The organism is Enterobacter sp. MALB-1 (genome assembly GCF_041021625.1).
Classification (GTDB): domain Bacteria; phylum Pseudomonadota; class Gammaproteobacteria; order Enterobacterales; family Enterobacteriaceae; genus Enterobacter; species Enterobacter oligotrophicus.
Genome location: NZ_JBDPJL010000001.1, coordinates 1,260,169 through 1,286,100, shown reverse-complemented (window position 1 = coordinate 1,286,100; position 25,932 = coordinate 1,260,169). Strand labels below are relative to the sequence as shown.

The following is a 25,932-nucleotide window of genomic DNA, read 5'->3' as shown; positions in this document are numbered from 1 at the left end:
ATACACAGCCACTACAGATAAGACTATTCGAGTTGCTGAAGTTCACCCAGCGGCGTGACGCGCCAGCGGTGCTGGCAAAAATAGAGCAGCGGGTTGTCCTGCTTGCTGTCGCTGTAGCCGCTATAAAGACGCAGCGGTGTGCCGATCCGTTTCTCCAGTTGCACCACTTTTTCGTGGCCCAGACAGCGCATGGTCAGTACCCAGCCGCCATAGGCTCGCGCGGTCTGTGTGGCGATGAGATTGACGCGCGGCAACCACGGCGTATCAAAATAGACCTGCTCCACCAACGGCTGCGGCGAGCCGGTAATCAACCAGATATCAGCATCATTCGCATCGAGATAACTGGTGAGGCGTTCCTGCACCACGGGAAACGCGGCGACATGACCGCGAAACCAGTGAGCAAAATCCTGTTCGAGCTGTTTAAGCCGTGTTTCGCTGTGACCAAAGGTACATCCCCACAGCAGCAAGCTCATGGGCCATCGCGCTGCACGGCCTTTCACCAGCAGCGCAATGCCAATCACGGGTAAGAGCGGTAATACGAGCAACGCATTCAGAGGCTGACGCCGCAACAGGTAGCGCATAAACGTACCAAACATATCCTGCTGATGCAGCGTTCCATCCAGGTCAAAAAAGACAACGCGACGCTCGTGATTTGCCAAACCTTACTCCTCTGGGTCGTTGAATCCTGCCAGCCAGGTAAACAGGAACCCGGCGATCACCGCTACCAGATAGCCTAACAGATAGAGCATGACTTTTCCGGTTACGATGGTTAATGCCAGCGGCAAACCCGAAATGCCAAAGGTGATGACCGTTGCAACTTTCCAGTAGCTGATGAGCGCGCCGCCTACTGCACCGCCCAGACACGCAGCCAGGAATGGTTTACCGAGCGGCAGCGTGACACCGAAAATCAACGGTTCGCCAATGCCGAGCAATCCGACCGGCAACGCCCCTTTAATCACCTTTTTCAGACGTGCGTTGCGGGTTTTCATCAATACCGCAATGGCCGCACCGACCTGCCCCACACCCGCCATCGACAGGATCGGCAGCAGGGCATTGTAACCATGCGCCTGTACCAGCTCGACGTGGATGGGCACCATCCCCTGGTGCAGCCCGGTCAATACCAGCGGCAGGAACGTCCCCGACAGCACCGCCCCGACCAGTAATCCACCGCGATCGATTGCCAGAGAGGCTCCGTGGGCAATCGACTCCGAGATCCAACCGCCCAGCGGTTGCAGGGCAACAATCGCCACGCTGCCAGTAATAAGCGTCGTGAGCAGCGGATTAAGGATAAGCTCAATCGAGCCAGGCAGCATGGCACGCAGCTTTTTCTCAACCCAGCACATCAGGATGACCACCAGCAGCACCGCGATGACGCCACCACGACCAGGCTGTAGCGCCTCACCGAAGAGCGTAATTTGCGCCAGCTGCGGACTGGAAAGAATGCCCGCCATCACGCCGCCCATCGCCAGTGAACCACCAAACACTTTCGCCGTGTTTACCCCCACCAGAATGTTCATGATGGCAAAAACAGCGCTGCCGAAGATCCCGAGAATACCCAGCAGGTTCGGATAATGCGTGGCAAAATCCCCCACGATATCCGGCCGCCTGAGGATATTGATAATCCCGGTAATCAAACCAGAGGCAATAAACGCCGGGATCAGAGGAATAAAGACATTCGCCAGCTGTCGCAGCGCATCGCTCATCGGGGCTTTGTATTTGGCTTTAGCCTCGGCTTTGGTGCGTTGGGCATCATTAAGCGATACGGTGGCTTCACCGCCCATTAGCGCACGCATGGCATCGACGACCTTCGCCGCCTTGCCTGGCCCGACAATCAACTGGTGCTGTTGCCCCTGTTTGACGTACCCGCTCACACCGGAGAGTTGCTTAAGACGCGACAGGTCAAGCCGGTCGTCGTCATGCACCTCAACGCGCACACGCGTCATGCAGTTTTCCAGACGCTGAATATTCTCTTCTCCACCGATCCCCTGCAGGATATCGCTGGCGAGCGCTGCTGTTTTTTCCATACTCGCCTCTTCTAGTTTTCTAAAGCAGCCCGCAAGAACCCTTGATGTGCATCGAGTCTGGCTCTTGCAGCCGCAGCGTCCAGCCCGCTTAATATCATCAGAATGGCCGGTTTAACGTCGTGATCGGTTTGTTTCAGGACCGCTTCCGCCTCTTCACGACTCGCGCCTGTCGCTTCCATCACCATACGGCACGCCCTGTCCACCAGCTTGATGTTGGTCGCTTGCATATCCACCATCAGGTTCTGGTAAACCTTGCCAAACTTCACCATCGCGCCTGTTGAGATCATGTTGAGCACCAGCTTTTGCGCAGTCCCGGATTTCAGGCGCGTGGAGCCGGTGAGCGCTTCTGGCCCAACGACCGGGGAGATAGCAATAGCGGCCACCTGCGCTATTGGTGAGCCAGGGTTACAGGAGATGGCGACGGTTGTGCAGCCGGTCTGGTTAGCGTATTCCAGGCCGCCGATGACGTATGGCGTGCGCCCGGATGCCGCCAGCCCGACAACCAGATCCTGTGCGGTCAGGTTCAGCGCTTTCAGGTCATCTTCGCCGAGCTGTTTGTTATCTTCCGCCCCTTCTACCGCTTTCAGCAGCGCGCCAGGACCACCGGCAATCAGCCCGACCACCAGGCCGTGCGGCACGCCAAAGGTCGGCGGACATTCGGACGCATCCAGAACACCAAGACGTCCGCTGGTTCCCGCGCCCATGTAAATAATGCGACCACCGGCCTTCAGTGCGGCGGCGGCGGCATCGACTGCCTTCGCAACCTCTGGCAATGTCTCTTTCACTGCCTGCGCGACCAGCGTATCCTGTTGATTAAAACGGTTAACCAGCTCCAGCGTGGAGAGAGCATCCAGATCCATGGTTTGCGGGTTACGCGTTTCAGAAACAAGTGAGCCAAGATTCATTTTTTGTACCTCAAGAATTTTTAATTCATAATAATCACACTATAATGGAATATAAAATTCATTCAGGCGAGCAAAATTCGTATTTGCGCGGGCAATCACATTTTCGCCAGGAGACCGTATGAACTGTTTAATCCGCATTCGCCAGCGTTACGCGGGCTTTGCTCAGAGCGACAAGAAGCTGGCTGACTTTTTGCTCGCCCAACCCGATCGTGCGCGCCATCTCAGTTCTCAGCAGCTGGCAAGCGAAGCTGGCGTTAGCCAGTCCAGCGTGGTGAAATTTGCCCAGAAGATTGGGTTTAAGGGCTTTCCGGCACTGAAGCTGGCGATTAGCGAAGCGCTGGCGAGCAATCCCAATCCGCAATCAATGCCGGTACATAACCAAATCCGCGGCGATGACCCGATGCGTCTGGTGGGCGAAAAACTCATCAAAGAGAACGTGGCGGCGATGCACGCCACGCTTGATGTGAATACCGAAGAGAAATTACTGGAAAGCGTGGCGATGCTCCGCACTGCACGGCGCATTGTATTAACCGGGATTGGCGCATCCGGGCTGGTGGCGCGTAATTTTGGCTGGAAGCTGACGAAAATCGGTTACAACGCGATCGTTGAGCAGGACATGCACGCCCTGCTGGCGACCGTGCAGGCGATGACTGCTGACGATCTGCTGCTGGCGATCTCCTATTCCGGCGAACGCCGTGAGATCAATATGGCCACCGACGAAGCCCTGCGCGTCGGCGGTAAAATTCTGGCGATCACCGGTTTTACACCCAACGCGCTGCAGCAGCGGGCAACGCGGTGCCTGTATACCATCGCTGAAGAGCAGGCCACGCGCAGTGCGGCAATCTCGTCCACCAGTGCGCAAATGATGCTGACCGATCTGCTGTTTATGGCACTGGTGCAACAGGATCTGGAGCATGCGCCGGAGCGCATTCGTCACAGTGAAGAGCTGGTAAAAAAACTGGTTTGAGCAACGAATGAGCGTATAATGCCGCCCTGTTTGTGATGTTTCTGAGAATTTACTGATGGCGCTGTTAATCACCAAAAAATGCATCAATTGCGATATGTGCGAACCCGAATGCCCTAACCAGGCCATTTCGATGGGCGACAGCATTTATGAGATTAACAGCGACCGCTGCACCGAGTGCATCGGCCACTATGAGACGCCGACCTGCCAGAAAGTGTGCCCCATCCCCAATACGATCCTGAAAGATCCGGCACACGTCGAAAGCGAAGAGCAGTTGTGGGACAAGTTTGTCCTGATGCATCACGCAGACAAACTTTAACTCTCGATGATCACCGTCGCGCAGGCGTAGTGGCGTTCATCCGCAAGCGTCACATGCATGTGATTCACGCCGAGTTTCTCTGCCAGCTTTAGCGCCTCGCCCCATAAGCGCAGGCGTGGTTTACCCAGTTCATCGTTAAACACTTCAAACTGGTTAAACGCCAGACCGTTACGAATCCCCGTCCCGAAGGCTTTGGCCGCCGCCTCTTTTACCGCAAAACGCTTTGCCAGAAAACGTACCGGCTGCTGGTGTGCTTCCCAGATGGCCCATTCGTTATCGCTCAGCACGCGTCTCGCCAGGCGATCGCCGCTGCGGGCGATCACCGCTTCAATGCGGGCTATTTCAACGATATCGGTGCCTAAGCCCAGAATAGCCATTATTGACGCGCTTCCAGCATCAGGCGTTTCATCTCTGATACGGCCTCTTTCAGGCCGCTCATCACCGCACGGCCAATGATGGCGTGGCCGATGTTCAGCTCATGCATTTCCGGCAGCGCGGCGATGGCTTTGACGTTGTGGTACGTCAGGCCGTGACCGGCATTCACTTTGAGACCCAGGCTTGCCGCGTAGGTGGCCGCTTTGGCGATACGTTCCAGCTCTTTGGCCTGAACCGCATCGTTTTCAGCATCGGCATAGCAGCCGGTGTGGATTTCGATGTACGGTGCGCCCACGTCGGCCGCCGCTTTAATCTGTTCGAAATCAGCGTCAATGAACAGAGAAACCAGAATGCCCGCATCTGCCAGGCGTTTGCAGGCATCACGCATTTTGTCGCGTTGACCAGCCACATCCAGACCGCCTTCAGTGGTCACTTCCTGGCGTTTTTCCGGCACCAGGCAGCAGAAATGTGGCTTCGTCTCACAGGCAATCGTCAGCATCTCTTCGGTGACCGCCATCTCCAGATTCATGCGCGTATCCAGCGTCTGACGCAAAATACGCACGTCGCGGTCAGTAATGTGGCGGCGATCTTCACGCAGATGAACGGTAATGCCGTCGGCACCTGCCTGCTCGGCAATAAATGCCGCCTGAACCGGATCAGGATACGCCGTGCCGCGCGCATTACGCAGCGTGGCAATGTGATCAATGTTGACGCCTAACAGTAATTCAGCCATGACAATCCTCGGTTTTCTTTTAATACAGTAATCTAACGCTTCGGCATAAACTGCCTGAATAATTCGCGGCTCTTTAAGGGCTTACCACCAAGATACGGCTTGAGCGCAATTCGGGTAAAGCGTTTTGCCGCGCGCAAAGTATCAGGATCGGGGAATTCACGTTCATACAGCGCCCTGAGCTGACGCCCGGTAAAGGTGTTGTTATCGATGACGACGCTGGCAATAAACCCTTTTTCTTCCCGGTAGCGGTAAGTCATGGTGTCTTCCACCTCATCTCCGCTCCCCGCACAGTGCAGGAAATCAACGCCGTATCCTAAATGGCCGAGCAATGCCAGCTCGAACCGGCGCAGGGCTGGTTCGGGCGTGCCGGTTGCGCCAGCAAGCGCCTGGATACAGTGCAGGTAATCAAAGAAAAGTTCAGAGAAGCGAGTCTCATGTTCAAGAACGCGCGAGATGAGCTCATTGACATACAAACCGCTGTAAAGCGTGATGCCGGAAAGAGGAAGCGCCAGAGAGACGGCTTCAGCACTGCGCAGGGTTTTGACTTCCCCTCGCCCGCCAAAGCGTACCAGCAGCGGCGTGAAAGGCTGTAAAGCACCTTTCAGGTTGGAACGTTTGGAACGTGCGCCCTTCGCAACAAGGCGCACGCGACCCGACTCTTCCGTGAAGACATCCAGCATGAGGCTGGTTTCGCTCCACGGACGGCTGTGCAGGACAAAGGCGCGTTGCCATCCCTCCACGTAGCGTTAACTCAGAGGTCGTCTACATAACCGAGACTGCGCAGGGCGCGCTCGTCATCGGCCCAGCCGGATTTCACTTTCACCCACAGCTCCAGGTGGACCGGCGCTTCGAACATCTCCTGCATGTCTTTACGGGCTTCGATACCGATGGTTTTGATCTTGGTACCTTTGTTACCAATGACCATCTTCTTCTGCCCTTCGCGCTCAACGAGGATCAGGCCGTTGATGTCGTAGCCACCACGCTCGTTGGTCTGGAAACGTTCGATTTCAACGGTCACAGAGTAAGGCAGTTCAGCCCCCAGGAAACGCATCAGCTTTTCACGGATGATTTCAGAGGCCATAAAGCGCTGGGAGCGATCGGTGATGTAATCTTCCGGGAAGTGGTGAATTGCTTCCGGCAGATGCTTGCGCACGATGCCCGCGATGGTGTCGACGTTCAGACCGGTCTCGGCTGACAGCGGGACGATATCGAGGAAGTTCATCTGGCTACCCAGCCACTGCAGGTGCGGCAGCAGGTCGGCTTTTTCCTGCACGTTGTCCACTTTGTTGACCGCGAGGATCACCGGTGCTTTACCATCGCGCAGCTTGTTCAGCACCATTTCATCGTCAGCCGTCCAGCGGGTGCCTTCCACAACGAAAATGACCAGCTCGACATCGCCAATGGAGCTGCTCGCCGCTTTGTTCATCAGGCGGTTTATCGCACGTTTTTCTTCCATATGCAGGCCTGGGGTATCGACGTAAATTGCCTGATACGCGCCCTCAGTATGGATGCCCACGATACGGTGACGCGTGGTCTGCGCCTTACGCGAGGTGATTGAAATCTTCTGCCCAAGCAGGTTATTCAACAGGGTGGATTTACCAACGTTCGGACGTCCGACGATGGCAATAAATCCGCAATAGGTTTTTTCTTCGCTCATTCCAGCTCCAGCATTTTTAACGCCTGTTCGGCGGCAGCCTGTTCCGCCTTACGACGGCTTGAACCTGTGCCAACCACCGGTTCACTCAGGCCACTGACCTGGCAATGGATGGTAAATTCCTGATCGTGCGCTTCGCCACGTACCTGCACCACCAGATAAGATGGCAGCGGGAGATGACGACCCTGCAAATATTCCTGCAAACGCGTTTTCGGATCTTTTTGTTTATCGCCCGGACTGATTTCGTCCAGACGGCTCTGATACCAGTTCAGGATCAGTTTTTCTACGGTCTGGATATCGCTGTCCAGGAAAACGCCACCGATTAAGGCTTCGACCGTATCGGCAAGAATAGATTCACGGCGGAAGCCACCGCTTTTCAGTTCACCCGGCCCGAGACGCAGACATTCACCCAGCTCAAATTCGCGTGCGATTTCCGCAAGGGTGTTACCCCGCACCAGCGTGGCGCGCATACGGCTCATGTCACCTTCGTCCACGCGTGGGAAACGATGATAAAGCGCATTTGCAATCACGAAACTTAAAATAGAGTCGCCTAAAAACTCGAGACGCTCATTATGTTTGCTGCTGGCACTGCGATGGGTTAATGCCTGTTGCAACAACTCCTGATGATGAAAAGTGTAGCCCAGCTTCCGTTGAAGCCGATTAATTACGATGGGGTTCATGCGATACCAATAAATAAATGCGTCAAAAATGCAGCACACGAAACCGACCTGAGAAAACCAACGCGGTTTCGTGTGCCGTGGCACCTTTGCAGGGCCAACCTTAAACTTCGGGGGAATATTCTATACACAACGACAGGGGATGTCGTTAGTCCAAAGAGATTTATCGCCGAAATAATTCACGTAGCCGCAAATAACTGCGGCTACGCGTTCAATTATTGAGAATTAATGGATTCCGCCAATACGATTCAGGCGTACACCGGTCGGCCATTCGCCTTCCTGTTTCTCAAAACTCATCCAGATTGCAGTGGCTTTACCCACCAGATTGGCTTCCGGCACAAAGCCCCAGTAACGGCTGTCCGCGGAGTTATCGCGGTTATCACCCATCATGAAGTAGTGTCCCGGCGGCACAATCCAGGTTGCCAGCTGCTGGCCCGGCTGCTGGTAATACATGCCCAGTTGATCCTGCGCGACAGGCACAGTCAGAATACGGTGCGTTACGTCGCCCAGCGTCTCTTTGCGCTCCACCAGGCGAATACCGTTCTCTTTGGTCTCGCCTTTCGGAACCTGGAAGAAACCGCTGGTCGCTTCGCCGCCGTTACGACGGGCAAAAGTCTGCACAAAATCACTCGGCTCAACGTCAGAGTAAGTAATTGGCAGTGCATTTTCGCACGCCGTACCGGAGCTGCAGCCCGGCTGGACGGTCACTTCTTTGGCAACCGGATCGTAGGTGACTTTATCACCCGGCAGACCCACCGCGCGCTTGATGTAGTCCAGGCGCGGATCTTCCGGATATTTAAACACCACGATGTCGCCACGTTTCGGATGACCCGTTTCGATCAGCGTTTTCTGGTAGATCGGATCTTTAATGCCATAGGCAAACTTCTCGACCAGAATAAAATCGCCAATCAGCAGCGTTGGCATCATTGAACCTGACGGGATCTGGAACGGTTCGTAAATAAACGAACGAACGACCAGAACAATCGCCAGCACCGGAAATACCGATGCCCCGGTCTCCAGCCAGCCCGGTTTCGGGCCGACTTTCTTCAGGGTTTTCGCGTCAAGCCCATCGCCCGTGGCGGCCTGCGCGGCTGCCTGACGTTCACGACGTTTTGGAGCGAAAATAAACTTATCCAGACACCACAACAGCCCTGTCACCAGGGTAGCAATGACCAGGATCAGGGCAAACATGTTCGCCATGCCAACTCCTTAAGGGTTATTTGCCGTCTTTACCAACATGAAGAATGGCAAGGAATGCTTCCTGCGGCAGCTCAACGTTACCGACCTGCTTCATACGCTTCTTACCTTCTTTCTGCTTCTGCAGCAGCTTTTTCTTACGGCTCACGTCACCGCCATAGCATTTAGCCAGAACGTTTTTACGCAGCTGTTTCACGGTAGAACGGGCGATAATATGGTTACCGATGGCCGCCTGAATCGCAATGTCGAACTGCTGACGCGGGATCAGCTCTTTCATCTTCTCAACCAGTTCACGACCACGGTACGGCGCGTTGTCGTTGTGCGTAATCAGCGCCAGCGCATCGACACGCTCGCCGTTAATCAGCACATCCACACGCACCATGTTGGAAGCCTGGAAGCGTTTGAAGTTGTAATCCAGTGACGCATAGCCACGAGAGGTCGACTTCAGACGGTCGAAGAAGTCGAGTACCACTTCCGCCATCGGGATTTCGTAGGTCAGCGCCACCTGGTTACCGTGGTAAACCATGTTGGTCTGTACGCCACGTTTCTCAATACACAGCGTAATGACGTTGCCGAGGAACTCCTGCGGCAGCAGCATGTGACACTCTGCTATTGGCTCACGCAGCTCCTGAATATTGTTCAGCGGCGGCAGCTTGGACGGGCTATCGACGTAGATCACTTCTTTCGAGGTGGTTTCAACTTCATACACTACGGTTGGTGCCGTGGTGATCAGATCCAGATCGTATTCACGCTCCAGACGTTCCTGAATGATCTCCATGTGCAGCAGGCCGAGGAAGCCACAGCGGAAGCCGAAGCCCAGCGCCGTTGAGCTTTCTGGCTCATAGAACAGGGAAGCATCGTTAAGGCTCAGTTTGCCAAGCGCATCACGGAAGTTTTCGTAGTCGTCGGAGCTAACCGGGAACAGACCGGCGTATACCTGCGGCTTCACTTTTTTGAAGCCTGGCAGCGCTTTGTCTGCCGGGTTACGGGCCAGCGTCAGCGTATCGCCCACCGGCGCGCCGAGGATGTCTTTAATGGCGCAGACCAGCCAACCTACTTCACCACATTTCAGCTCGGTACGGTCGACCTGTTTTGGCGTGAAGATACCGAGGCGGTCAGCGTTGTAGACCTGGCCGGTACTCATCACTTTAATTTTGTCGCCTTTACGCATGGTGCCGTTTTTAATACGCACCAGCGAGACAACGCCCAGGTAGTTATCGAACCAGGAGTCGATGATCAGCGCCTGCAGCGGCGCATCAGGGTCACCTTCCGGTGGCGGAATATCACGCACCAGACGTTCCAGTACATCCGGCACGCCCACGCCGGTTTTCGCCGAGCAGCGCACCGCATCGGTCGCATCAATGCCGACGATGTCTTCAATCTCTTCCGCAACGCGCTCAGGATCGGCGGCAGGCAGGTCGATTTTGTTGAGAACCGGCACAACCTCAAGATCCATTTCCATCGCGGTGTAGCAGTTCGCCAGAGTCTGGGCTTCTACGCCCTGCCCGGCATCGACCACCAGCAGCGCGCCTTCACAGGCCGCCAGCGAGCGTGAAACCTCATAGGAGAAGTCAACGTGGCCTGGGGTGTCGATAAAGTTCAGTTGGTAGGTTTCACCATCAGAGGCTTTATAATCGAGCGTCACGCTCTGCGCTTTAATGGTGATACCGCGTTCGCGTTCCAGGTCCATGGAGTCCAGTACCTGGGCTGCCATTTCACGATCAGACAGGCCACCGCAAATCTGGATAATACGGTCAGACAGCGTCGACTTACCGTGGTCAATGTGAGCAATGATCGAAAAGTTACGTATGTTCTTCATATAGTTAAATAATTATGCCTTACGAATTCCTGGAGGCCGCTGTTCTTAGCCTGACGTTTTTCAGTGCGAAAACGCAGCATTCTACACTACATCTCCGTCACCTGGAAATGCACTTAGAGCCAGGTATAGCGTGAAGAAACGGCGTTTTCATTTTTGAGATGTAAATAATGATAAAGCCCGGTGGATCACCGGGCCTCAGAAGAGAGCGTTTCTACACGAAGCTGGTCTGGTGCCAGCGCAACGCTAAGGATAACAGGCTGCCACTCTTCACGGGCGGCCAGCTTCGGAGAGAGGCCTTTGGCGAGCCAAAATCCGCCTGTACCCCCCAATGCAGCACCGCACATAGCAGCTACATCGGTGCCGAACAGCATCTGGAACACGCCGCCCATCACAAACAGGCCCACCAGCGGAGAGAGATAAACCAGCATGGCGGAACTGAGCAGGCTACCTTCCGCAATCCCCAGCTCGACTTTCTGCCCTTCCACCAGCGGTTGCTCGCTTGGGACAGAGATCGTGTGCGAGGTTTGTGGCCCCAGCTTGTTCAACACGCGGCTACCGCAACCCGCTCTGGACGCGCAGCTATTGCATGATGCTTTAACATCGCAACTGACAAGCGCAATGCCATCCTGCCACGATACCACCGTGGCCCACTCTTTAATCATTGTGCGGCCCTGAATTTAATGCTGTCAGAAATACGCTTCGCCGTTTGTGGCGGTAACTCACCGACAATGGTGATCTCAGCGTTGTCACGTACCGTAGTGCTGACCGTCCGGCGTCCGGTACGGAGCATTTGTTCAGAACTGTTCGCCGTTGCGCGGTTAATGTTCACCGAGAAACTGAACAGACCATCGGAATAGAGACGTGATTCAACAGGCGTTTCGATGGTCGGTAGCTGGCGACGACTGCTGGAGACTTCGCTAAAACCTTGCGGTATCCAGGAAGGCACCCAACTGAAATTCACAGAATCACCGGCAGGTACGGAAAGCAGTGGAGGCAGGCTGGCTTTGGCCAGATTCTGCATGCTGTTACCCACCTGGTTGTTAACGCTGAAGGAGATTACGCGGAATTGTTCCAGCGTCTCACCGTCGCGATCGAGCAGGTCAACGCGCATTGGCAGACGGGTCTCCGCATCAATCCAGACAATATAGCTGTAACGCGTGCCGTCGCGGGCGACTACGCGGATCACTTCACACAGTCTGTCCGCAATACGCGTGCGTCCCACGGAGATAAAATCATAGTAAGGTGCAAGGCGCTTAAAGTCGGTATAGATGAGCGACGGCAGGGAATCAACGATATAGTCGCCATTCAGCGTGAAAGGCTCCAGGCCTGGCTCGAAGTAGCTAATTTCGTTGCCACGCTGAACCACTTCACGACGCGGACCATCCATCTGTAAAAGCTGGGCGAGTGGCTGGTTATCAAGACGGGCATGGCGATAGCGTAACGACTCGACACCCTGCTTATTGATGCTGATAAATGCCAACTCGTAATTGAGTGACTGGCTGGCCAGATTCATTTGCTGCAACAACGCCCCGGATGAAACATCAGCCGAGGCGTTGGCAGAGAAGAACAGGCTACCCGCCATCAAAGACATGGCGAACCAAAGTTGCTTCATTACTGCGATTGCGTTCCTAAAGTTTGGTTTCCAGGCACCTGCACAGCAGCCTGCTGGGTTTGTGCCTGCTCAAACTGAAGCTGTTCGGAGTGCAGACGACGCTGCAACTCATAATCCTGCAACATCGCATTGATGCGACGGCGCTGCTCCTGTACCTGCTGTTGCTGTCCGCCACTTGCGGAGGCATCTGCCGGAACGCCCAGGCTTACCGGGCTGGCTTTGCCCATCATCGGCAGTGTATTAAACACCGGCGCTTCAGGCTGCTGATTGGCTTCAGACTGAGTGTTATAGTGCTGGACGCCAACGATAACTGCAAGCGATACACAGGCAGCGACACCCATTTGGGTAAGCTGGCTGGCCCACGGACGCACCTTTTTCCAGAACGGCATTTTCTGCCACTGATGAGGCGCGGGCTGAGCTTCAGGAATCAGCGGAGTGGTCTGATGAACAGGCTCGTTCTCAATAGCCGCCATCACGCGTGCTGAGATATCGAAATGGAGAACCTCGCTGGTATCACCGCGCAGGGTGTCACGGATGAGATGATAGCTCTCCCAGGTCTCTTGCATTTCGGGAGAATGAGACAGCTCATTGAGCAGCTCACTATCCAGCGTTTCCCCATCCATTAAAGCGGAAAGTTTTTCTTTCTGCATGCCTAATACCTTTTCCAGTATCCCGCTATCGTCAACGCCTGATAAGCGGTTGAACTTTATTATCAATAGCTTCTCGCGCACGGAATATTCGTGAACGTACCGTACCGACCGGGCAATCCATGATAGCGGCTATCTCTTCATAGCTCAGACCATCAAGCTCCCGAAGCGTAATTGCCATGCGTAAATCTTCCGGGAGTGACTCGATCGTGCGAAAAACGATTTGTCTCAGTTCTTCTGACAACATTAAGTTCTCAGGGTTCGAAATTTCTTTCAACGCACCGCCACTTTCAAAGTTTTCGGCGTCGATAGCGTCCACATCACTTGAAGGCGGACGACGGCCCTGAGCAACCAGATAATTCTTTGCTGTATTCACTGCAATACGATACAGCCAGGTATAAAAAGCACTATCTCCCCGGAATGAATCCAGCGCACGATAGGCCTTAATAAAAGACTCTTGTACGACATCAGGAACATCTCCTGACGGTACATAGCGGGAAACCAGACTTGCCACCTTATGCTGGTAGCGCACCACCAGTAGGTTAAAGGCTTTCTGATCCCCCTTCTGGACCCGTTCAACCAGGACCTGGTCCGTTAACTGCTCGCTCATCCGAGGTAATGTCTCCCCAAACCTAAATTCCACGCGTTATCGAAACGCCACTCTAAAAACACTGCACCTTGAGCAAGCATCGACTTAGAGTGTCTGTTCTTCAATAAGTTCCGTCACGCCTTTGTTTTTGTTCATCGCGCCGCAGACCGTTCATTTTCTCTCATTATAAGTCTGTTCACGATACGTAAGCACTTTCTGGCAAGAATCAGCCTTTTTACCGTCAGAAGAGTAACGCAACACAGCCTTTATTTCACCACAAAATCTGAAGCTAACGATCTGCTTCGCAAAATATTTTCGTTCATTTACCTCTTATTTACCTCTCGCGTTGAGTTTAGCCACCATAACTCCATTTAAAAAAAACGTGCGATATCTCCCGTCATAATGCTATTCTGAGCAAACACTGTTTAGTAAATTAAACAAACATCATGAACACAACGCCAGAACTTCATTGTGATGTACTGATCATCGGCAGCGGTGCTGCTGGCCTCTCCCTTGCCCTGCGCCTGGCCGAACACCAGAACGTGATCGTGCTGAGTAAAGGGCCAATGAGCGAAGGTTCTACCTTCTATGCACAAGGCGGTATTGCCGCCGTGTTTGATGAAACAGACAGCATTGCCTCACACGTTGAAGATACCCTGATTGCCGGTGCCGGGATCGTGGATGAACATGCCGCAGAATTCGTCGCCAGTAATGCCCGACACTGCGTCCAGTGGCTTATCGACCAGGGTGTGTTATTCGATACGCAGGTTCAACCCAACGGTGAAGAAAGTTATCACCTTACCCGTGAAGGTGGACACAGCCATCGCCGCATCCTGCACGCTGCCGATGCCACCGGAAAAGCGGTTGAAACCACGCTGGTCAGTAAAGCGATGAGCCATCCCAATATTCGGGTACTTGAACGCAGTAATGCGGTTGATCTGATTATCTCCGATAAAATTGGCCTGCCCGGAACACGCCGCGTGGTGGGGGCGTGGGTGTGGAATCGTAATAAAGAGAAGGTGGAAACCTGCCGGGCAAACGCGGTTGTGTTGGCTACAGGTGGAGCCTCCAAGGTGTACCAGTACACCACGAACCCGGACATTGCCTCCGGTGATGGTATCGCAATGGCCTGGCGCGCCGGTTGTCGCGTGGCAAATCTGGAGTTTAATCAGTTCCACCCGACGGCACTGTTCCATCCTCAGGCGCGTAACTTCTTACTCACCGAGGCCCTGCGTGGAGAAGGCGCTTATCTGAAACGCCCTGACGGTTCCCGCTTTATGCCGGACTTTGACGCCAGAGGCGAACTTGCGCCGCGCGATATCGTTGCCCGTGCTATCGATCATGAGATGAAACGTCTTGGCGTGGACTGCATGTATCTGGATATCAGCCATAAACCGGCTGAGTTTATTCGCCAGCATTTCCCGATGATTTACGAAAAATTGCTGAGCCTGGGAATTGATCTGACTCGCGATCCGGTCCCCATTGTACCAGCCGCGCATTATACCTGTGGCGGCGTGATGGTTGACGATTATGGCCGTACCGACGTGGATGGCCTGTATGCCATCGGTGAGGTGAGTTATACCGGATTACACGGCGCTAACCGCATGGCATCGAATTCCCTGCTGGAGTGTCTGGTATACGGGTGGTCTGCTGCGGAAGATATTAGTAAACGCATGCCTTATGCCCGCAAAACAGAAAGTTTGCCTGCCTGGGATGAGAGCCGCGTGGAGAATCCGGACGAACTGGTGGTTATCCAGCACAACTGGCATGAGCTGAGACTTTTCATGTGGGACTACGTGGGGATTGTACGGACGACAAAGCGGCTTGAGCGCGCGTTACGCCGAATTACAATGCTGCAGCAGGAGATTGATGAATATTACGCAAACTTCCGCGTTTCCAATAACCTGCTGGAGCTGCGCAACCTGGTGCAGGTTGCCGAGCTGATTGTTCGCTGTGCGATGATGCGTAAAGAGAGCCGTGGTCTGCACTATACGCTGGACTACCCTGACCAGCTGGCCGAATCCGGCCCGTCGGTATTGTCCCCGCTGGTTCACATAAACAGATAAAACGCCTGGGTCAGAGCAGTGTAATCTTCAGAGTAACGCTGGTCTGGCCCACGGATCACCATCCTGTCATTGAAACATTCCCCCTCTTTCGGGGAGAGTGCCAGCAAAACACGGTGCGGCAAACGCCCTTCGGTATCTGAAATATCGGTACGCAAACGTAAATTCCAGCCGATCTCTCGTGCGCGATCAATAAAGTTATTACCGGTACTTTCCGGCAGGACAACGCAGAAAAAACCTTCTTCTGAAATTAACTCTGCCGCACTGGTTAACAGCGCCTTATGATCGAGCGAACCGGTATAACGGGCCTGCTCACGCTCCGGCGTACCGCACTCCACGCCGGGTTCATAATAAGGTGGGTTACTGACGATAAGATCGTAACGCGCCGTCTGCTCTGGTGCCCACTCCAGTATATCGGCACATGCTACCCTGACGCGGTCCGCCCACGGGGATTCGGCTGCATTTTCACTCGCCTGCCCTGCCGCCTGCACATCCAGCTCGACCGCATCAATCGTGACATGCGCTTCCGTGCGTTGCGCCAGCATCAACGCCAGCAGACCGCTGCCGGTGCCAATATCAAGAATTCGCTTAACACCTGCGACAGGTGCCCATGCACCCAGTAAAATACCGTCTGTGCCGACTTTCATCGCACAGCGATCGTGAGCAATAAAGAACTGTTTAAAGGTGAAACCATCGCGGCGCAATTGCGCTTTGAGTTGAGACATGTCGGGGCAACCTTCTAAGTGAAACTGGAGTAGCATAGGGGAAAGCGAAGTGGTCGCAAAGCGATATCCATACAAACAGATGAAGATTACAGCCGTAACGTCTATAATCAGCGCCCCACACAGAGGTAGAACATGACTGTAACGACTTTTTCCGAACTTGAACTCGATGAAAGCCTGCTCAAAGCACTTGAGAGCAAAGGCTTTACACGCCCGACCGCCATTCAGGCCGCGGCCATTCCGCCTGCGCTTGAGGGCCGCGATGTGCTCGGTTCTGCGCCAACCGGCACGGGGAAAACAGCAGCCTACTTGCTGCCTGTGTTGCAGCATCTGCTCGATTTTCCACGTAAAAAATCAGGCCCACCACGCATTTTGATCCTGACGCCGACGCGTGAGCTGGCAATGCAGGTTGCCGAGCACGCACGCGAACTGGCGGCGAATACTCATCTGGATATCGCCACCATAACAGGCGGTGTTGCGTATATGAACCACGCCGAAGTGTTCAGCGAAAACCAGGACATCGTCGTTGCAACGACGGGCCGCCTGCTGCAGTACATTAAAGAAGAGAACTTCGACTGCCGCGCGGTTGAAACGCTGATCCTCGACGAAGCCGACCGCATGCTGGACATGGGCTTCGCACAGGATATTGAACATATTGCCGGTGAAACGCGCTGGCGTAACCAGACGATGCTGTTCTCTGCAACCCTGGAAGGGGATGCGATCAAAGACTTTGCTGAGCGTCTGCTGGAAGATCCGGCGGAAGTCTCCGCCACGCCGTCAACGCGTGAGCGTAAAAAGATCCACCAGTGGTACTACCGTGCAGATAACCTTGAACACAAGGTTGAGTTGCTCAAGCACCTGCTGAAGCAGGAAGACGCGACCCGCACCATCGTGTTTGTGCGTAAGCGTGAGCGTGTGCACGAGCTGGCTGAGATGCTGCGTAACGCCGGGATCAACAACTGCTACCTCGAAGGCGAGATGGCGCAGGTTAAGCGTACCGAAGGCATTAAGCGTCTGACCGATGGTCGGGTGAATGTTCTGGTTGCAACAGACGTCGCGGCGCGTGGGATCGACATTCCCGACGTAAGCCACGTGATTAACTTCGATATGCCGCGCAGTGGAGATACCTACCTGCACCGCATTGGTCGTACTGGCCGTGCCGGACGCAAAGGCACAGCGATTTCTCTGGTGGAAGCCCACGACCACCTGCTGTTACAGAAAATTGGCCGCTATGTTGACGAGCCGCTGAAGTCCCGCATTATTGATGGCCTGCGCCCGACCACGCGTGCACCGAGTGAAAAAATGACGGGCAAACCGTCTAAAAAAGCACTCGCGAAACGCGCTGAGAGAAAAGAGAAAGAAAAAGAGAAGCCGCGCGTGAAGCAGCGCCACCGCGATACCAAAAATATTGGTAAGCGTCGTAAGCCAAGTTCAGCGGCACCAGAGACGAAAACTGAAGAGTAAAAAAAAGCCGGGGAATTCCCCGGCTTTTTTATTCCACCCCCGTGGCTAAAAACCCTTACAGGCTTTCAGTAAACGTACGCGCGATAACGTCGCGCTGCTGTTCCGGGGTCAGAGAGTTGAAGCGAACCGCATAGCCAGAAACACGAATGGTCAGCTGCGGGTATTTTTCTGGGTGCTCAACGGCATCCATCAGCGTTTCGCGGCGCAGGACGTTTACGTTCAGGTGCTGACCCCCTTCCACGCGCACTTCCGGTTTCACTTCCATTGGGATTTCACGATATTCGATTTCGCCCAGTTTGCTCACCGGAACGATTTCATCTTCAGCAAAACCTGCTTTCGCTACAACACAGCGCGCTTCGTTTTTCTCGCTGTCCAGCAGCCAGAAAGAGTTGAGCAGATCGTCATTTGCAGCTTTAGTAATCTGGATACCTGTAATCATGTGTTGCCTCCCTTAGGCTACATTAACGGGTGTCGGCCTCTCGCGGCCAATTGGTAAAACCATTGTTTCTTGCGTGTATATATATCATTCACACCCCGGCGCTTTATTGACTTAAATCAACAAAAACACCAACCACACAAACATTGTGGTTTGATTTTATTGTTTTAGATCAATTTTGATCATAAGCCAGCTCAAACAAGGCTGTATCTTTTCAAATAAAATTTAAGAGGTTAGACAAAATTTCCGGACGGAATTTTGCTCATCGGGATTTAACGGTTAAGCTAGGCGCAGATGAGATTCGCAGGAGAGCGAGATGACGACACCTTTAACATGGCACGATGTGCTGGCCGACGAAAAACAGCAGCCTTACTTTATCAATACGCTTAGCACGGTTGCTGCCGAGCGGCAGTCTGGCCAGACGATCTACCCGCCACAGAAAGATGTTTTCAACGCATTTCGTTATACCGAACTGGGTGATGTGAAAGTGGTTATCCTGGGACAAGATCCCTACCACGGCCCCGGCCAGGCGCACGGTCTGGCATTCTCAGTGCGTCCGGGCATTGCCATTCCTCCTTCTCTCTTGAACATGTATAAAGAGCTGGAAAATTCCTTGCCCGGATTTACTCGTCCGAACCACGGTTATCTTGAAAGCTGGGCGCGCCAGGGTGTGCTGTTACTGAACACCGTTCTGACCGTTCGCGCCGGGCAGGCGCACTCCCACGCCAGCCTGGGATGGGAAACGTTTACGGATAAAGTTATCAGCCTTATCAATGCGCATCGCGAAGGCGTGGTGTTTTTGCTGTGGGGATCGCATGCGCAGAAGAAAGGGGCGATTATTGACCGTCAGCGCCACCACGTACTGAAAGCGCCACACCCATCGCCACTGTCTGCACATCGCGGTTTCTTTGGCTGTAACCATTTTGTTCTGGCGAATGAATGGCTGGAAAAACGCGGCGAAACGCCGATTGACTGGATGCCTGTGCTACCGGCAGAAAGCGAGTAATTTTTGTATGCCCGGAGAACCGGGCATACAGATGCACATAAATTATGCTTTATTCTGTCGCCACCATTCCGCCAGCAGTACGCCGGTCGCAACGGATACATTCAGGCTTTCAACGTTGCCTGTCCCGTCGATAGAGACGCTCAGATCCGCACTGGAGAGCGCCGCATCTGACAGACCATCGCGTTCCTGACCTAATACCAGCACCATTTTACGTGGCAGCGTCGCTTTAAACAGCGGCGTACCGGCATGGCTGGAGGTGGTCACAATGGAATAGCCCGCTTTACGGAACTGCTCAATGGCATCCAGCACGCTGTCGCCCGTGATCGGCTGGACATGCTCGGCTCCACCTTCCGCAGTACGGATCGCAGCACCGGATTCCAGCAGCGCGGCATCCTGCAGCAGTACACCTTTCACGCCAAAGTGCGCGCAGCTACGCATCATCGCGCCCAGGTTATGCGGGTTACCCACGTCTTCCAGCGCCAGCACACAGTCATCAGCATCCGCCTGGCTCACCCACTGCTGAACGGTAGTCCCGTTACGTTTTTTGATCAGGAAGCAGACGCCGCCGTGGTGTTCCGTACCGGAGGCTTTCGTCAGCTCGGCATCATCAACCACGTGGTAGGCTTTGCGGTTCGCGGCCATCCACCGCAGCGCTTCTTTAAAGCGCGGAGTGACGCTCTGGATAAACCATGCGCGAACGATACACTCCGGGCGACTCTGGAACAGGGCCTGGCAAGCGTTCTCACCATACACGCGGGTCTCTTCTGCACGCTGACGGCGCAGAACTTCCGGGTCGATAAAACTTTTACCGCTGATCCCGCCGTGATCGGGTTTCTCCGGCGTCTCATCGCCAGGTGCGCGAGAAACGGTACGCCACGGAGACATTCCGTCTCGTGAGAAATCGTCGCGTTTGCGATCGTCACGCTTACGGTCATCACGTTTGCGGTCATCACCGCGGTTATTTCTGTCATCGCGGGCGGGGCGACGGCCACCGTCTGCACGAGAAGACGCCGGACGCCCGCCACCTTTTCCGGTACGCGGATTTTGGGTGCGTTTATCAGAGTCATCATCACTGCGGACATACATCACTTTGACCTTGCCGCTTTTGTTTTTCATTTCGTCGTTCATGCTTTTCTCCACCAGCGCTGCGCGAAGCGCGCAGATTACCCGATGTGCAAGCTCATAGCCATAATTTCGTACAAAAGCCTGTGACTATTGTTCTCATTGAATAAAACGCATTGTCGTTTCAAACAAGCTCGCCGATAATATGTAACATATCAGAAACATTACCGGCATTCTGCCGCTGTCCCACGGCTCTATCAGAGGTTAGTTATGAATACCGTATGTGCCAACTGTCAGGCTCTTAATCGCATCCCGGACGATCGGATGGATGATGGAGCGAAATGCGGGCGTTGTGGCCATGAATTATTTGATGGCGATGTGATTAATGCGACGGGTGCTACGCTGGACAAACTCCTCAAGGACGATCTTCCGGTGGTTGTTGATTTCTGGGCACCCTGGTGTGGCCCTTGCCGCAACTTCGCACCAATTTTTGAAGATGTGGCAGAAGAGCGCAGCGGAAAAATGCGCTTCGTTAAGGTGAACACCGAAGCCGAACGCGAGCTGAGCGCACGTTTTCGTATTCGCAGTATCCCGACCATTATGATTTTTAAAAATGGCGAGGTTATCGACATGCTCAACGGCGCGGTGCCAAAAGCGCCTTTTGAAAGCTGGTTAAACGAGTCATTGTAACAATCGTGGGGCACACCTTGTGCCCCGTACCTGCCTCTGCGAAAATAGGGTTTTCTCTGTATTTCGCCCATGACTGATAACGCTGTTCTTCAATTACGCGCCGAACGCCTTGCACGCTCTACGCGCCCGTTTCTTGCCCGTGGCAATCGTATTCGCCGCTGTCAACGCTGTCTGCTGCCGCTTAAGGTCTGCCTCTGCGAGACGCTTGCCCCGAGTACAGCGGAGAGCCGTTTTTGTTTGGTCATGTTCGATACCGAGCCGATGAAACCCAGCAACACGGGGCGTCTTATCGCCGATATTCTGCCAGATACCGCCGCGTTCCAGTGGTCACGCACGGAGCCACCTCAGGCATTGCTCGATTTAGTCGCAAACCCGGCTTATCAACCGATGGTCGTTTTTCCTGCCTCCTATGCCGGTGAAAATCGTCAGGTCCTTTCTGCGCCGCCGTCAGGTAAACCGCCATTGTTTATTATGCTGGACGGCACCTGGACCGAAGCCAGAAAAATGTTCCGCAAAAGCCCTTACCTCGACGCCCTTCCGGTCATTTCCGTCGATCTCTCGCGCGTTTCGGCCTATCGCCTGCGTGAAGCCCATGCTGACGGGCAATATTGCACCGCGGAAGTGGCGATTGCATTGCTGGATCTGGCAGGAGATACTGCGGCGGCCCGCGCACTGGGGGCGCATTTTTCCTGTTTTCGCGAGCGCTACCTGGCGGGAAAAACCGTTCATAAGGGCAGCGTCACAGCAGCAGAGGCAGAAAGCGTTTAAAATCATCAGGTCGCTTGCATCCACAGGAGGTCTGCATGAGCCAGCGAGGGTTAGAAGCGCTACTACGCCCTAAATCCATTGCCGTTATCGGTGCCTCAATGAAACCGGATCGCGCAGGTTATCTGATGATGCGTAACCTGCTGGCGGGTGGATTTAATGGCCCTGTGCTACCCGTTACGCCCGCTTACAAGGCCGTGCTGGGCGTGCTGGCATGGCCAGACGTACAAAGCCTGCCTTTCGTGCCGGATCTCGCCGTCTTGTGTACGCATGCGAAACGAAATCTGGAATTACTGGAGTCGCTTGGTCAGAAAGGATGCAAAACCTGCATTATTCTCTCGTCTCCGCCTGAACAGCAGCCTGAGCTTCTTGCCTGCGCCAGTCGTTATCAAATGCGCATCCTTGGCCCAAACAGCCTGGGGCTGCTTGCTCCCTGGCAAGGGCTGAATGCCAGTTTCTCCCCGGTGCCGATCAGCAAAGGCAAACTCGCTTTTATTTCTCAGTCAGCAGCGGTATCAAATACGATCCTCGACTGGGCACAACAGCGTGAGATGGGATTTTCCTACTTTATCGCCCTGGGTGACAGCCTGGATATCGACGTTGATGAGCTGCTGGATTTTCTGGCTCGTGACAGCAAAACCAGCGCTATCCTGCTCTACCTTGAGCATTTAAGTGATGCGCGCCGTTTTGTGACAGCCGCACGTAGTGCATCCCGCAATAAACCTATTCTGGTCATTAAAAGCGGCCGCAGCCCTGCGGCACAGCGTCTGTTGCACTCCCATTCGGGCATGGACCCTGCCTGGGATGCGGCGATACAGCGTGCTGGTTTACTGCGTGTACAGGATACCCATGAGCTCTTTTCCGCCGTCGAGACGTTAAGCCATATGCGCCCGTTACGCGGCGAGAAGTTAATGATTGTAAGTAACGGTGCCGCTCCCGCCGCACTGGCGCTGGATGAGCTGTGGTTACGCAACGGGAAACTGGCGACATTGGGTGAGGAGACACTCCAGCGTCTGCGTGAGGCGCTACCGACCAGCGTTTCTCCCGGCAACCCGCTCGATTTGCGCGATGATGCAAGCAGCGAGCGCTACATTAAGGCAATTTCCATTTTGCTGGACAGCCAGGATTTCGATGCGCTGATGATCATCCATTCGCCCAGCGCGGTTGCGCCAGGCAGTGAAAGCGCGCGCGCGCTCATTGAGGCAGTACGCAACCATCCTCGCGGTAAATATGTAACACTGTTAACCAACTGGTGCGGTGAATTTTCCTCGCAGGAGGCTCGCCGCCTGTTCAGTGAAGCCGGACTACCGACATACCGTACGCCGGAGGGCACCATTACCGCGTTTATGCATATGGTGGAGTACCGCCGTAACCAGAAACAGCTGCGTGAAACGCCTGCCCTACCCGGTAACCTGACAGCCAGGTCAGTGGATGTGCACAGACTGTTGCAGCAGGCAATTGAAGAAGGCGCAACCTCGCTGGATACGCACGAGGTACAACCCATTCTTGGGTGCTATGGGATGCAAACGCTTCCGACCTGGATTGCCAGCGACAGCGCCGAGGCGGTTCATATCGCAGAGCAAATTGGCTATCCGGTTGCGCTGAAACTTCGTTCGCCGGATATCCCGCATAAGTCGGATGTTCAGGGCGTGATGCTGTATCTGCGTACTGCAGCTGAAGTACAGCAAGCGGCTGACGCTATTATCGATCGCGTCAAAATGACCTGGCCACAGGCCAGAATCCACGGGTTACTGGTGCAAAGCATGGCGAACCGTGCAGGCGCGCAGGAACTCCGGGTGGTTGTAGAACATGATCCGGTCTTTGGCCCGCTCATCATGCTCGGTGAAGGCGGCGTCGAATGGCAGCCTGAGGAACAGGCGGTTGTAGCGCTGCCCCCGCTTAACATGAACCTGGCGCGCTATCTGATTATCCAGGCTATCAAGAGTAAAAAGATCCGTGGCCGTAGCGCCCTGCGCCCGCTCGATATTGCCGGGTTAAGCCAGTTCCTGGTGCAGGTTTCTAACCTGATAATTGATTGCGCCGAGATAAAGCGACTGGATATTCACCCGCTGCTCGCTTCCGGCAATGAGTTTACGGCACTGGACGTTACGCTGGATATTGCGCCTTTCGAAGGGGACAGGGAAAGTCGCCTTGCCATCCGTCCTTATCCTCTGCGTCTTGAAGAATGGGTTGAGATGAAAAATGGCGAACGGGCGCTGTTTCGCCCTATCCTGCCGGAAGATGAACCGCAGCTGCGGATGTTTATCTCGCAGGTCACCAAAGAAGATCTTTACTATCGCTACTTCAGCGAAATCAATGAATTTACTCACGATGATTTAGCCAATATGACCCAGATCGACTACGATCGTGAAATGGCGTTTGTGGCCGTTCGTCGTTCAGATCAGGGGGACGAAATCCTCGGCGTGACGCGCGCGATTTCTGACCCGGATAACGTGGATGCGGAGTTTGCGGTGCTGGTGCGTTCCGATCTCAAAGGTCTTGGTCTGGGCAGACGACTGCTGGAGAAACTCATCAGTTATACGCGCGATCACGGATTATTGCGCCTGAATGGCATTACTATGCCAAACAATCGGGGCATGGTAACCCTGGCGCGAAAACTCGGTTTTGACGTTGATATCCAGTTGGATGAAGGCATCGTTTCCCTGTCTCTCAACCTGACATCATCGGATAAACAAGAGTAAGCTACTGGAAATGTTAACCACTTTGGACGGCACTGGTGGTATCATTGTCCGCTTATGTTGTTTGCATGGTACAGACAACCCTTCAATGAACAGAGAAGAAACGCACTGTGATGTTGTCAAAATTTAAGCGTAATAAACATCAACAACACCTTGCTCAACTACCGAAGATTTCTCAGTCAGTTGATGATGTAGAGTTCTTTTACGCCCCCGCGCATTTTCGGGAGACGCTTCTGGAAAAGATTGCCAGCGCCACGCGACGCATTTGCATTGTGGCACTGTATCTTGAACAAGATGAAGGTGGGCGTGCAATTCTGAATGCGCTCTATGAAGCTAAACGTCAGCGTCCGGAACTGGATGTTCGCGTGCTGGTTGACTGGCACCGTGCACAGCGTGGCCGCATCGGCGCTGCCGCCTCAAACACAAATGCTGACTGGTATTGCCGCACGGCTCAGGAGAACCCTGGTGTCGATATTCCGGTTTACGGCGTCCCGGTAAATACCCGTGAAGCGCTCGGCGTACTGCATTTCAAAGGGTTCATCATCGATGACAGCGTCCTTTATAGTGGCGCGAGCATTAATGATGTTTACCTGCATCAGCTTGATAAATACCGCTACGACCGCTACCACCTGATTCGCAATCCTCAGATGGCGGACATTATGTTTAACTGGGTTGATAAGAATCTGGTACACGGTCGCGGAGTTAACCGTCTTGACGATCTTCATCGTCCCAAAAGCCCGGAAATTAAAAATGATGTCCGCTCTTTCCGTCAGGAATTACGCGACGCGGTCTATCATTTCCAGGGTAACGCTAATAACGAAGAGTTATCCGTTACGCCTCTGGTAGGGTTAGGCAAATCAAGCCTGCTGAACAAAACAATCTTCCATTTGATGCCATGCGCGGAACAGAAGCTCACGATCTGTACGCCGTACTTCAACCTTCCTGCTGTGCTGGTGCGTAATATCATTCAACTGCTGCGCAATGGTAAAAAAGTGGAGATCATCGTTGGTGATAAAACGGCAAACGACTTCTTCATTCCGGAAGATCAGCCCTTCAAAATCATCGGCGCGTTACCTTATCTTTACGAGATCAACCTGCGTCGTTTCCTGAGCCGTTTACAGTATTACGTGAATACTGATCAGCTGATTGTTCGTCTCTGGAAAGATGAAGATAACAGCTACCATCTCAAAGGCATGTGGGTTGATGACGAGTGGATGCTGCTGACCGGCAATAACCTGAACCCTCGCGCATGGCGTCTGGACCTGGAAAATGCCATCCTGATCCACGATCCGCAGCATGAATTAGCCGCAAAACGCGAGCGTGAGTTGGAGCTTATTCGCACTCATACGACTGTGGTTCAGCATTATCGCGATCTTCAGAGCATTGCTGATTATCCGGTGAAAGTCCGAAAACTTATTCGACGCTTACGCCGCATCCGTATTGACCGCCTTATCAGCCGCATTTTGTAACGCTCAGGCCCTGCCGACGACAGGGCTTTTTTTATGGAGCC

27 protein-coding genes are annotated in these 25,932 nt (G+C 54.0%); 9 read left to right on the top strand and 18 right to left on the bottom strand.

All coding sequences use genetic code 11. The annotated features are described in order from the left end of the window. Positions 1-23 precede the first annotated feature (23 nt). Genes yfhb through murQ form a run of 3 tightly spaced genes read right to left on the bottom strand, consistent with a single transcriptional unit; the run spans position 24 to position 2,929 of the window. A complete protein-coding gene (gene yfhb / locus ABGB15_RS06230; RefSeq protein WP_152081877.1) occupies positions 24-659 on the bottom strand; it encodes a phosphatidylglycerophosphatase C in 636 nt (211 codons plus the stop codon). Between the two features lie 3 nt (positions 660-662). Further along, positions 663-2,024 (bottom strand): PTS transporter subunit EIIC, encoded by a 1,362-nt coding sequence (locus tag ABGB15_RS06225; protein ID WP_152081878.1) that lies wholly within the window; start codon positions 2,022-2,024, stop codon positions 663-665. Positions 2,025-2,035: 11 nt separating this feature from the next. Beyond that, complete coding sequence (murQ, locus tag ABGB15_RS06220) at positions 2,036-2,929, bottom strand: N-acetylmuramic acid 6-phosphate etherase (protein ID WP_152081879.1); 894 nt, start codon at positions 2,927-2,929, stop codon at positions 2,036-2,038. A gap of 118 nt (positions 2,930-3,047) precedes the next feature. Here murQ and ABGB15_RS06215 point away from each other — a divergent pair, with 118 nt between their 5' ends. Together ABGB15_RS06215 and ABGB15_RS06210 are read left to right on the top strand one after the other, a co-directional pair. Further along, complete coding sequence (locus tag ABGB15_RS06215) at positions 3,048-3,896, top strand: MurR/RpiR family transcriptional regulator (protein ID WP_152081880.1); 849 nt, start codon at positions 3,048-3,050, stop codon at positions 3,894-3,896. A gap of 55 nt (positions 3,897-3,951) precedes the next feature. Further along, positions 3,952-4,212 (top strand): YfhL family 4Fe-4S dicluster ferredoxin, encoded by a 261-nt coding sequence (locus tag ABGB15_RS06210; RefSeq protein ID WP_008502177.1) that lies wholly within the window; start codon positions 3,952-3,954, stop codon positions 4,210-4,212. Here the strand turns inward: ABGB15_RS06210 and acpS are convergent. From acpS to rseD, 12 genes are all read right to left on the bottom strand, one after another. After that, on the bottom strand, positions 4,209-4,589 hold the full coding sequence (gene acpS / locus ABGB15_RS06205; RefSeq protein ID WP_152081881.1) for a holo-ACP synthase: 381 nt from the start codon (positions 4,587-4,589) through the stop codon (positions 4,209-4,211). The genes ABGB15_RS06210 and acpS overlap by 4 nt on opposite strands. Next, on the bottom strand, positions 4,589-5,320 hold the full coding sequence (gene pdxJ, locus ABGB15_RS06200; protein ID WP_152081882.1) for a pyridoxine 5'-phosphate synthase: 732 nt from the start codon (positions 5,318-5,320) through the stop codon (positions 4,589-4,591). Before pdxJ ends, acpS begins: the two co-directional genes overlap by 1 nt. A 32-nt stretch (positions 5,321-5,352) precedes the next feature. Further along, a complete protein-coding gene (gene recO, locus ABGB15_RS06195; RefSeq protein ID WP_152081883.1) occupies positions 5,353-6,060 on the bottom strand; it encodes a DNA repair protein RecO in 708 nt (235 codons plus the stop codon). A gap of 11 nt (positions 6,061-6,071) precedes the next feature. After that, on the bottom strand, positions 6,072-6,977 hold the full coding sequence (gene era, locus ABGB15_RS06190) for a GTPase Era (RefSeq protein ID WP_152081884.1): 906 nt from the start codon (positions 6,975-6,977) through the stop codon (positions 6,072-6,074). Then, positions 6,974-7,654 (bottom strand): ribonuclease III, encoded by a 681-nt coding sequence (gene rnc, locus ABGB15_RS06185; protein WP_010434072.1) that lies wholly within the window; start codon positions 7,652-7,654, stop codon positions 6,974-6,976. The genes era and rnc overlap by 4 nt, the downstream gene beginning before the upstream one ends. Positions 7,655-7,876: 222 nt before the next feature. Continuing rightward, positions 7,877-8,851, bottom strand: a complete 975-nt coding sequence (gene lepB / locus ABGB15_RS06180) for a signal peptidase I (protein WP_152081885.1) — start codon at positions 8,849-8,851, stop codon at positions 7,877-7,879. Between the two features lie 16 nt (positions 8,852-8,867). Next, a complete protein-coding gene (lepA, locus tag ABGB15_RS06175) occupies positions 8,868-10,667 on the bottom strand; it encodes a translation elongation factor 4 (protein ID WP_152081886.1) in 1,800 nt (599 codons plus the stop codon). Positions 10,668-10,852: 185 nt separating this feature from the next. Then, positions 10,853-11,329 (bottom strand): SoxR-reducing system protein RseC, encoded by a 477-nt coding sequence (gene rseC, locus ABGB15_RS06170; protein ID WP_215723673.1) that lies wholly within the window; start codon positions 11,327-11,329, stop codon positions 10,853-10,855. Continuing rightward, positions 11,326-12,279, bottom strand: a complete 954-nt coding sequence (gene rseB, locus ABGB15_RS06165) for a sigma-E factor regulatory protein RseB (protein ID WP_152081888.1) — start codon at positions 12,277-12,279, stop codon at positions 11,326-11,328. The genes rseC and rseB overlap by 4 nt, the downstream gene beginning before the upstream one ends. Next, positions 12,279-12,929: an anti-sigma-E factor RseA gene (gene rseA / locus ABGB15_RS06160; protein ID WP_152081889.1), complete on the bottom strand. Its 651-nt coding sequence runs from the start codon at positions 12,927-12,929 to the stop codon at positions 12,279-12,281. Before rseA ends, rseB begins: the two co-directional genes overlap by 1 nt. A 31-nt stretch (positions 12,930-12,960) precedes the next feature. Continuing rightward, positions 12,961-13,536 (bottom strand): RNA polymerase sigma factor RpoE, encoded by a 576-nt coding sequence (rpoE, locus tag ABGB15_RS06155; RefSeq protein WP_006176728.1) that lies wholly within the window; start codon positions 13,534-13,536, stop codon positions 12,961-12,963. Beyond that, a complete protein-coding gene (gene rseD / locus ABGB15_RS06150) occupies positions 13,533-13,616 on the bottom strand; it encodes a rpoE leader peptide RseD (RefSeq protein WP_232623276.1) in 84 nt (27 codons plus the stop codon). Before rseD ends, rpoE begins: the two co-directional genes overlap by 4 nt. Positions 13,617-13,961: 345 nt before the next feature. Here rseD and nadB point away from each other — a divergent pair, with 345 nt between their 5' ends. After that, positions 13,962-15,581: an L-aspartate oxidase gene (gene nadB, locus ABGB15_RS06145; RefSeq protein WP_152081890.1), complete on the top strand. Its 1,620-nt coding sequence runs from the start codon at positions 13,962-13,964 to the stop codon at positions 15,579-15,581. Here nadB and ABGB15_RS06140 read toward each other — a convergent pair. Further along, positions 15,566-16,303 carry a tRNA1(Val) (adenine(37)-N6)-methyltransferase gene (locus ABGB15_RS06140; protein ID WP_152081891.1) on the bottom strand — a complete coding sequence of 246 codons (738 nt, stop codon included), beginning with the start codon at positions 16,301-16,303 and terminating at the stop codon, positions 15,566-15,568. The two genes, nadB and ABGB15_RS06140, sit on opposite strands and share 16 nt — an antisense overlap. A gap of 132 nt (positions 16,304-16,435) precedes the next feature. Here ABGB15_RS06140 and srmB point away from each other — a divergent pair, with 132 nt between their 5' ends. Beyond that, a complete protein-coding gene (gene srmB, locus ABGB15_RS06135) occupies positions 16,436-17,764 on the top strand; it encodes an ATP-dependent RNA helicase SrmB (protein ID WP_215723674.1) in 1,329 nt (442 codons plus the stop codon). Between the two features lie 55 nt (positions 17,765-17,819). Here srmB and grcA read toward each other — a convergent pair whose 3' ends face one another. Next, positions 17,820-18,203, bottom strand: coding sequence for an autonomous glycyl radical cofactor GrcA (gene grcA, locus ABGB15_RS06130; RefSeq protein ID WP_008502190.1), 384 nt, complete (start codon positions 18,201-18,203; stop codon positions 17,820-17,822). Between the two features lie 313 nt (positions 18,204-18,516). Between grcA and ung the strand changes: the two genes are divergently transcribed. Further along, a complete protein-coding gene (gene ung / locus ABGB15_RS06125; RefSeq protein ID WP_152081893.1) occupies positions 18,517-19,206 on the top strand; it encodes a uracil-DNA glycosylase in 690 nt (229 codons plus the stop codon). A 42-nt stretch (positions 19,207-19,248) separates the two neighbouring features. On the opposite strand, the gene ABGB15_RS06120 is transcribed toward ung, so the two are convergent. Continuing rightward, complete coding sequence (locus tag ABGB15_RS06120) at positions 19,249-20,334, bottom strand: tRNA/rRNA methyltransferase (protein WP_215723675.1); 1,086 nt, start codon at positions 20,332-20,334, stop codon at positions 19,249-19,251. Positions 20,335-20,538: 204 nt separating this feature from the next. Here ABGB15_RS06120 and trxC point away from each other — a divergent pair, with 204 nt between their 5' ends. From trxC to pssA, 4 genes are all read left to right on the top strand, one after another. Further along, on the top strand, positions 20,539-20,958 hold the full coding sequence (trxC, locus tag ABGB15_RS06115; protein ID WP_152081895.1) for a thioredoxin TrxC: 420 nt from the start codon (positions 20,539-20,541) through the stop codon (positions 20,956-20,958). 69 nt (positions 20,959-21,027) lie between these two features. Then, on the top strand, positions 21,028-21,726 hold the full coding sequence (tapT, locus tag ABGB15_RS06110; RefSeq protein WP_152081896.1) for a tRNA-uridine aminocarboxypropyltransferase: 699 nt from the start codon (positions 21,028-21,030) through the stop codon (positions 21,724-21,726). A 35-nt stretch (positions 21,727-21,761) separates the two neighbouring features. Then, positions 21,762-24,425, top strand: a complete 2,664-nt coding sequence (pat, locus tag ABGB15_RS06105) for a protein lysine acetyltransferase (protein ID WP_369064144.1) — start codon at positions 21,762-21,764, stop codon at positions 24,423-24,425. A gap of 110 nt (positions 24,426-24,535) precedes the next feature. Continuing rightward, positions 24,536-25,891 carry a CDP-diacylglycerol--serine O-phosphatidyltransferase gene (gene pssA / locus ABGB15_RS06100; RefSeq protein WP_152084405.1) on the top strand — a complete coding sequence of 452 codons (1,356 nt, stop codon included), beginning with the start codon at positions 24,536-24,538 and terminating at the stop codon, positions 25,889-25,891. Positions 25,892-25,932 lie beyond the last annotated feature (41 nt).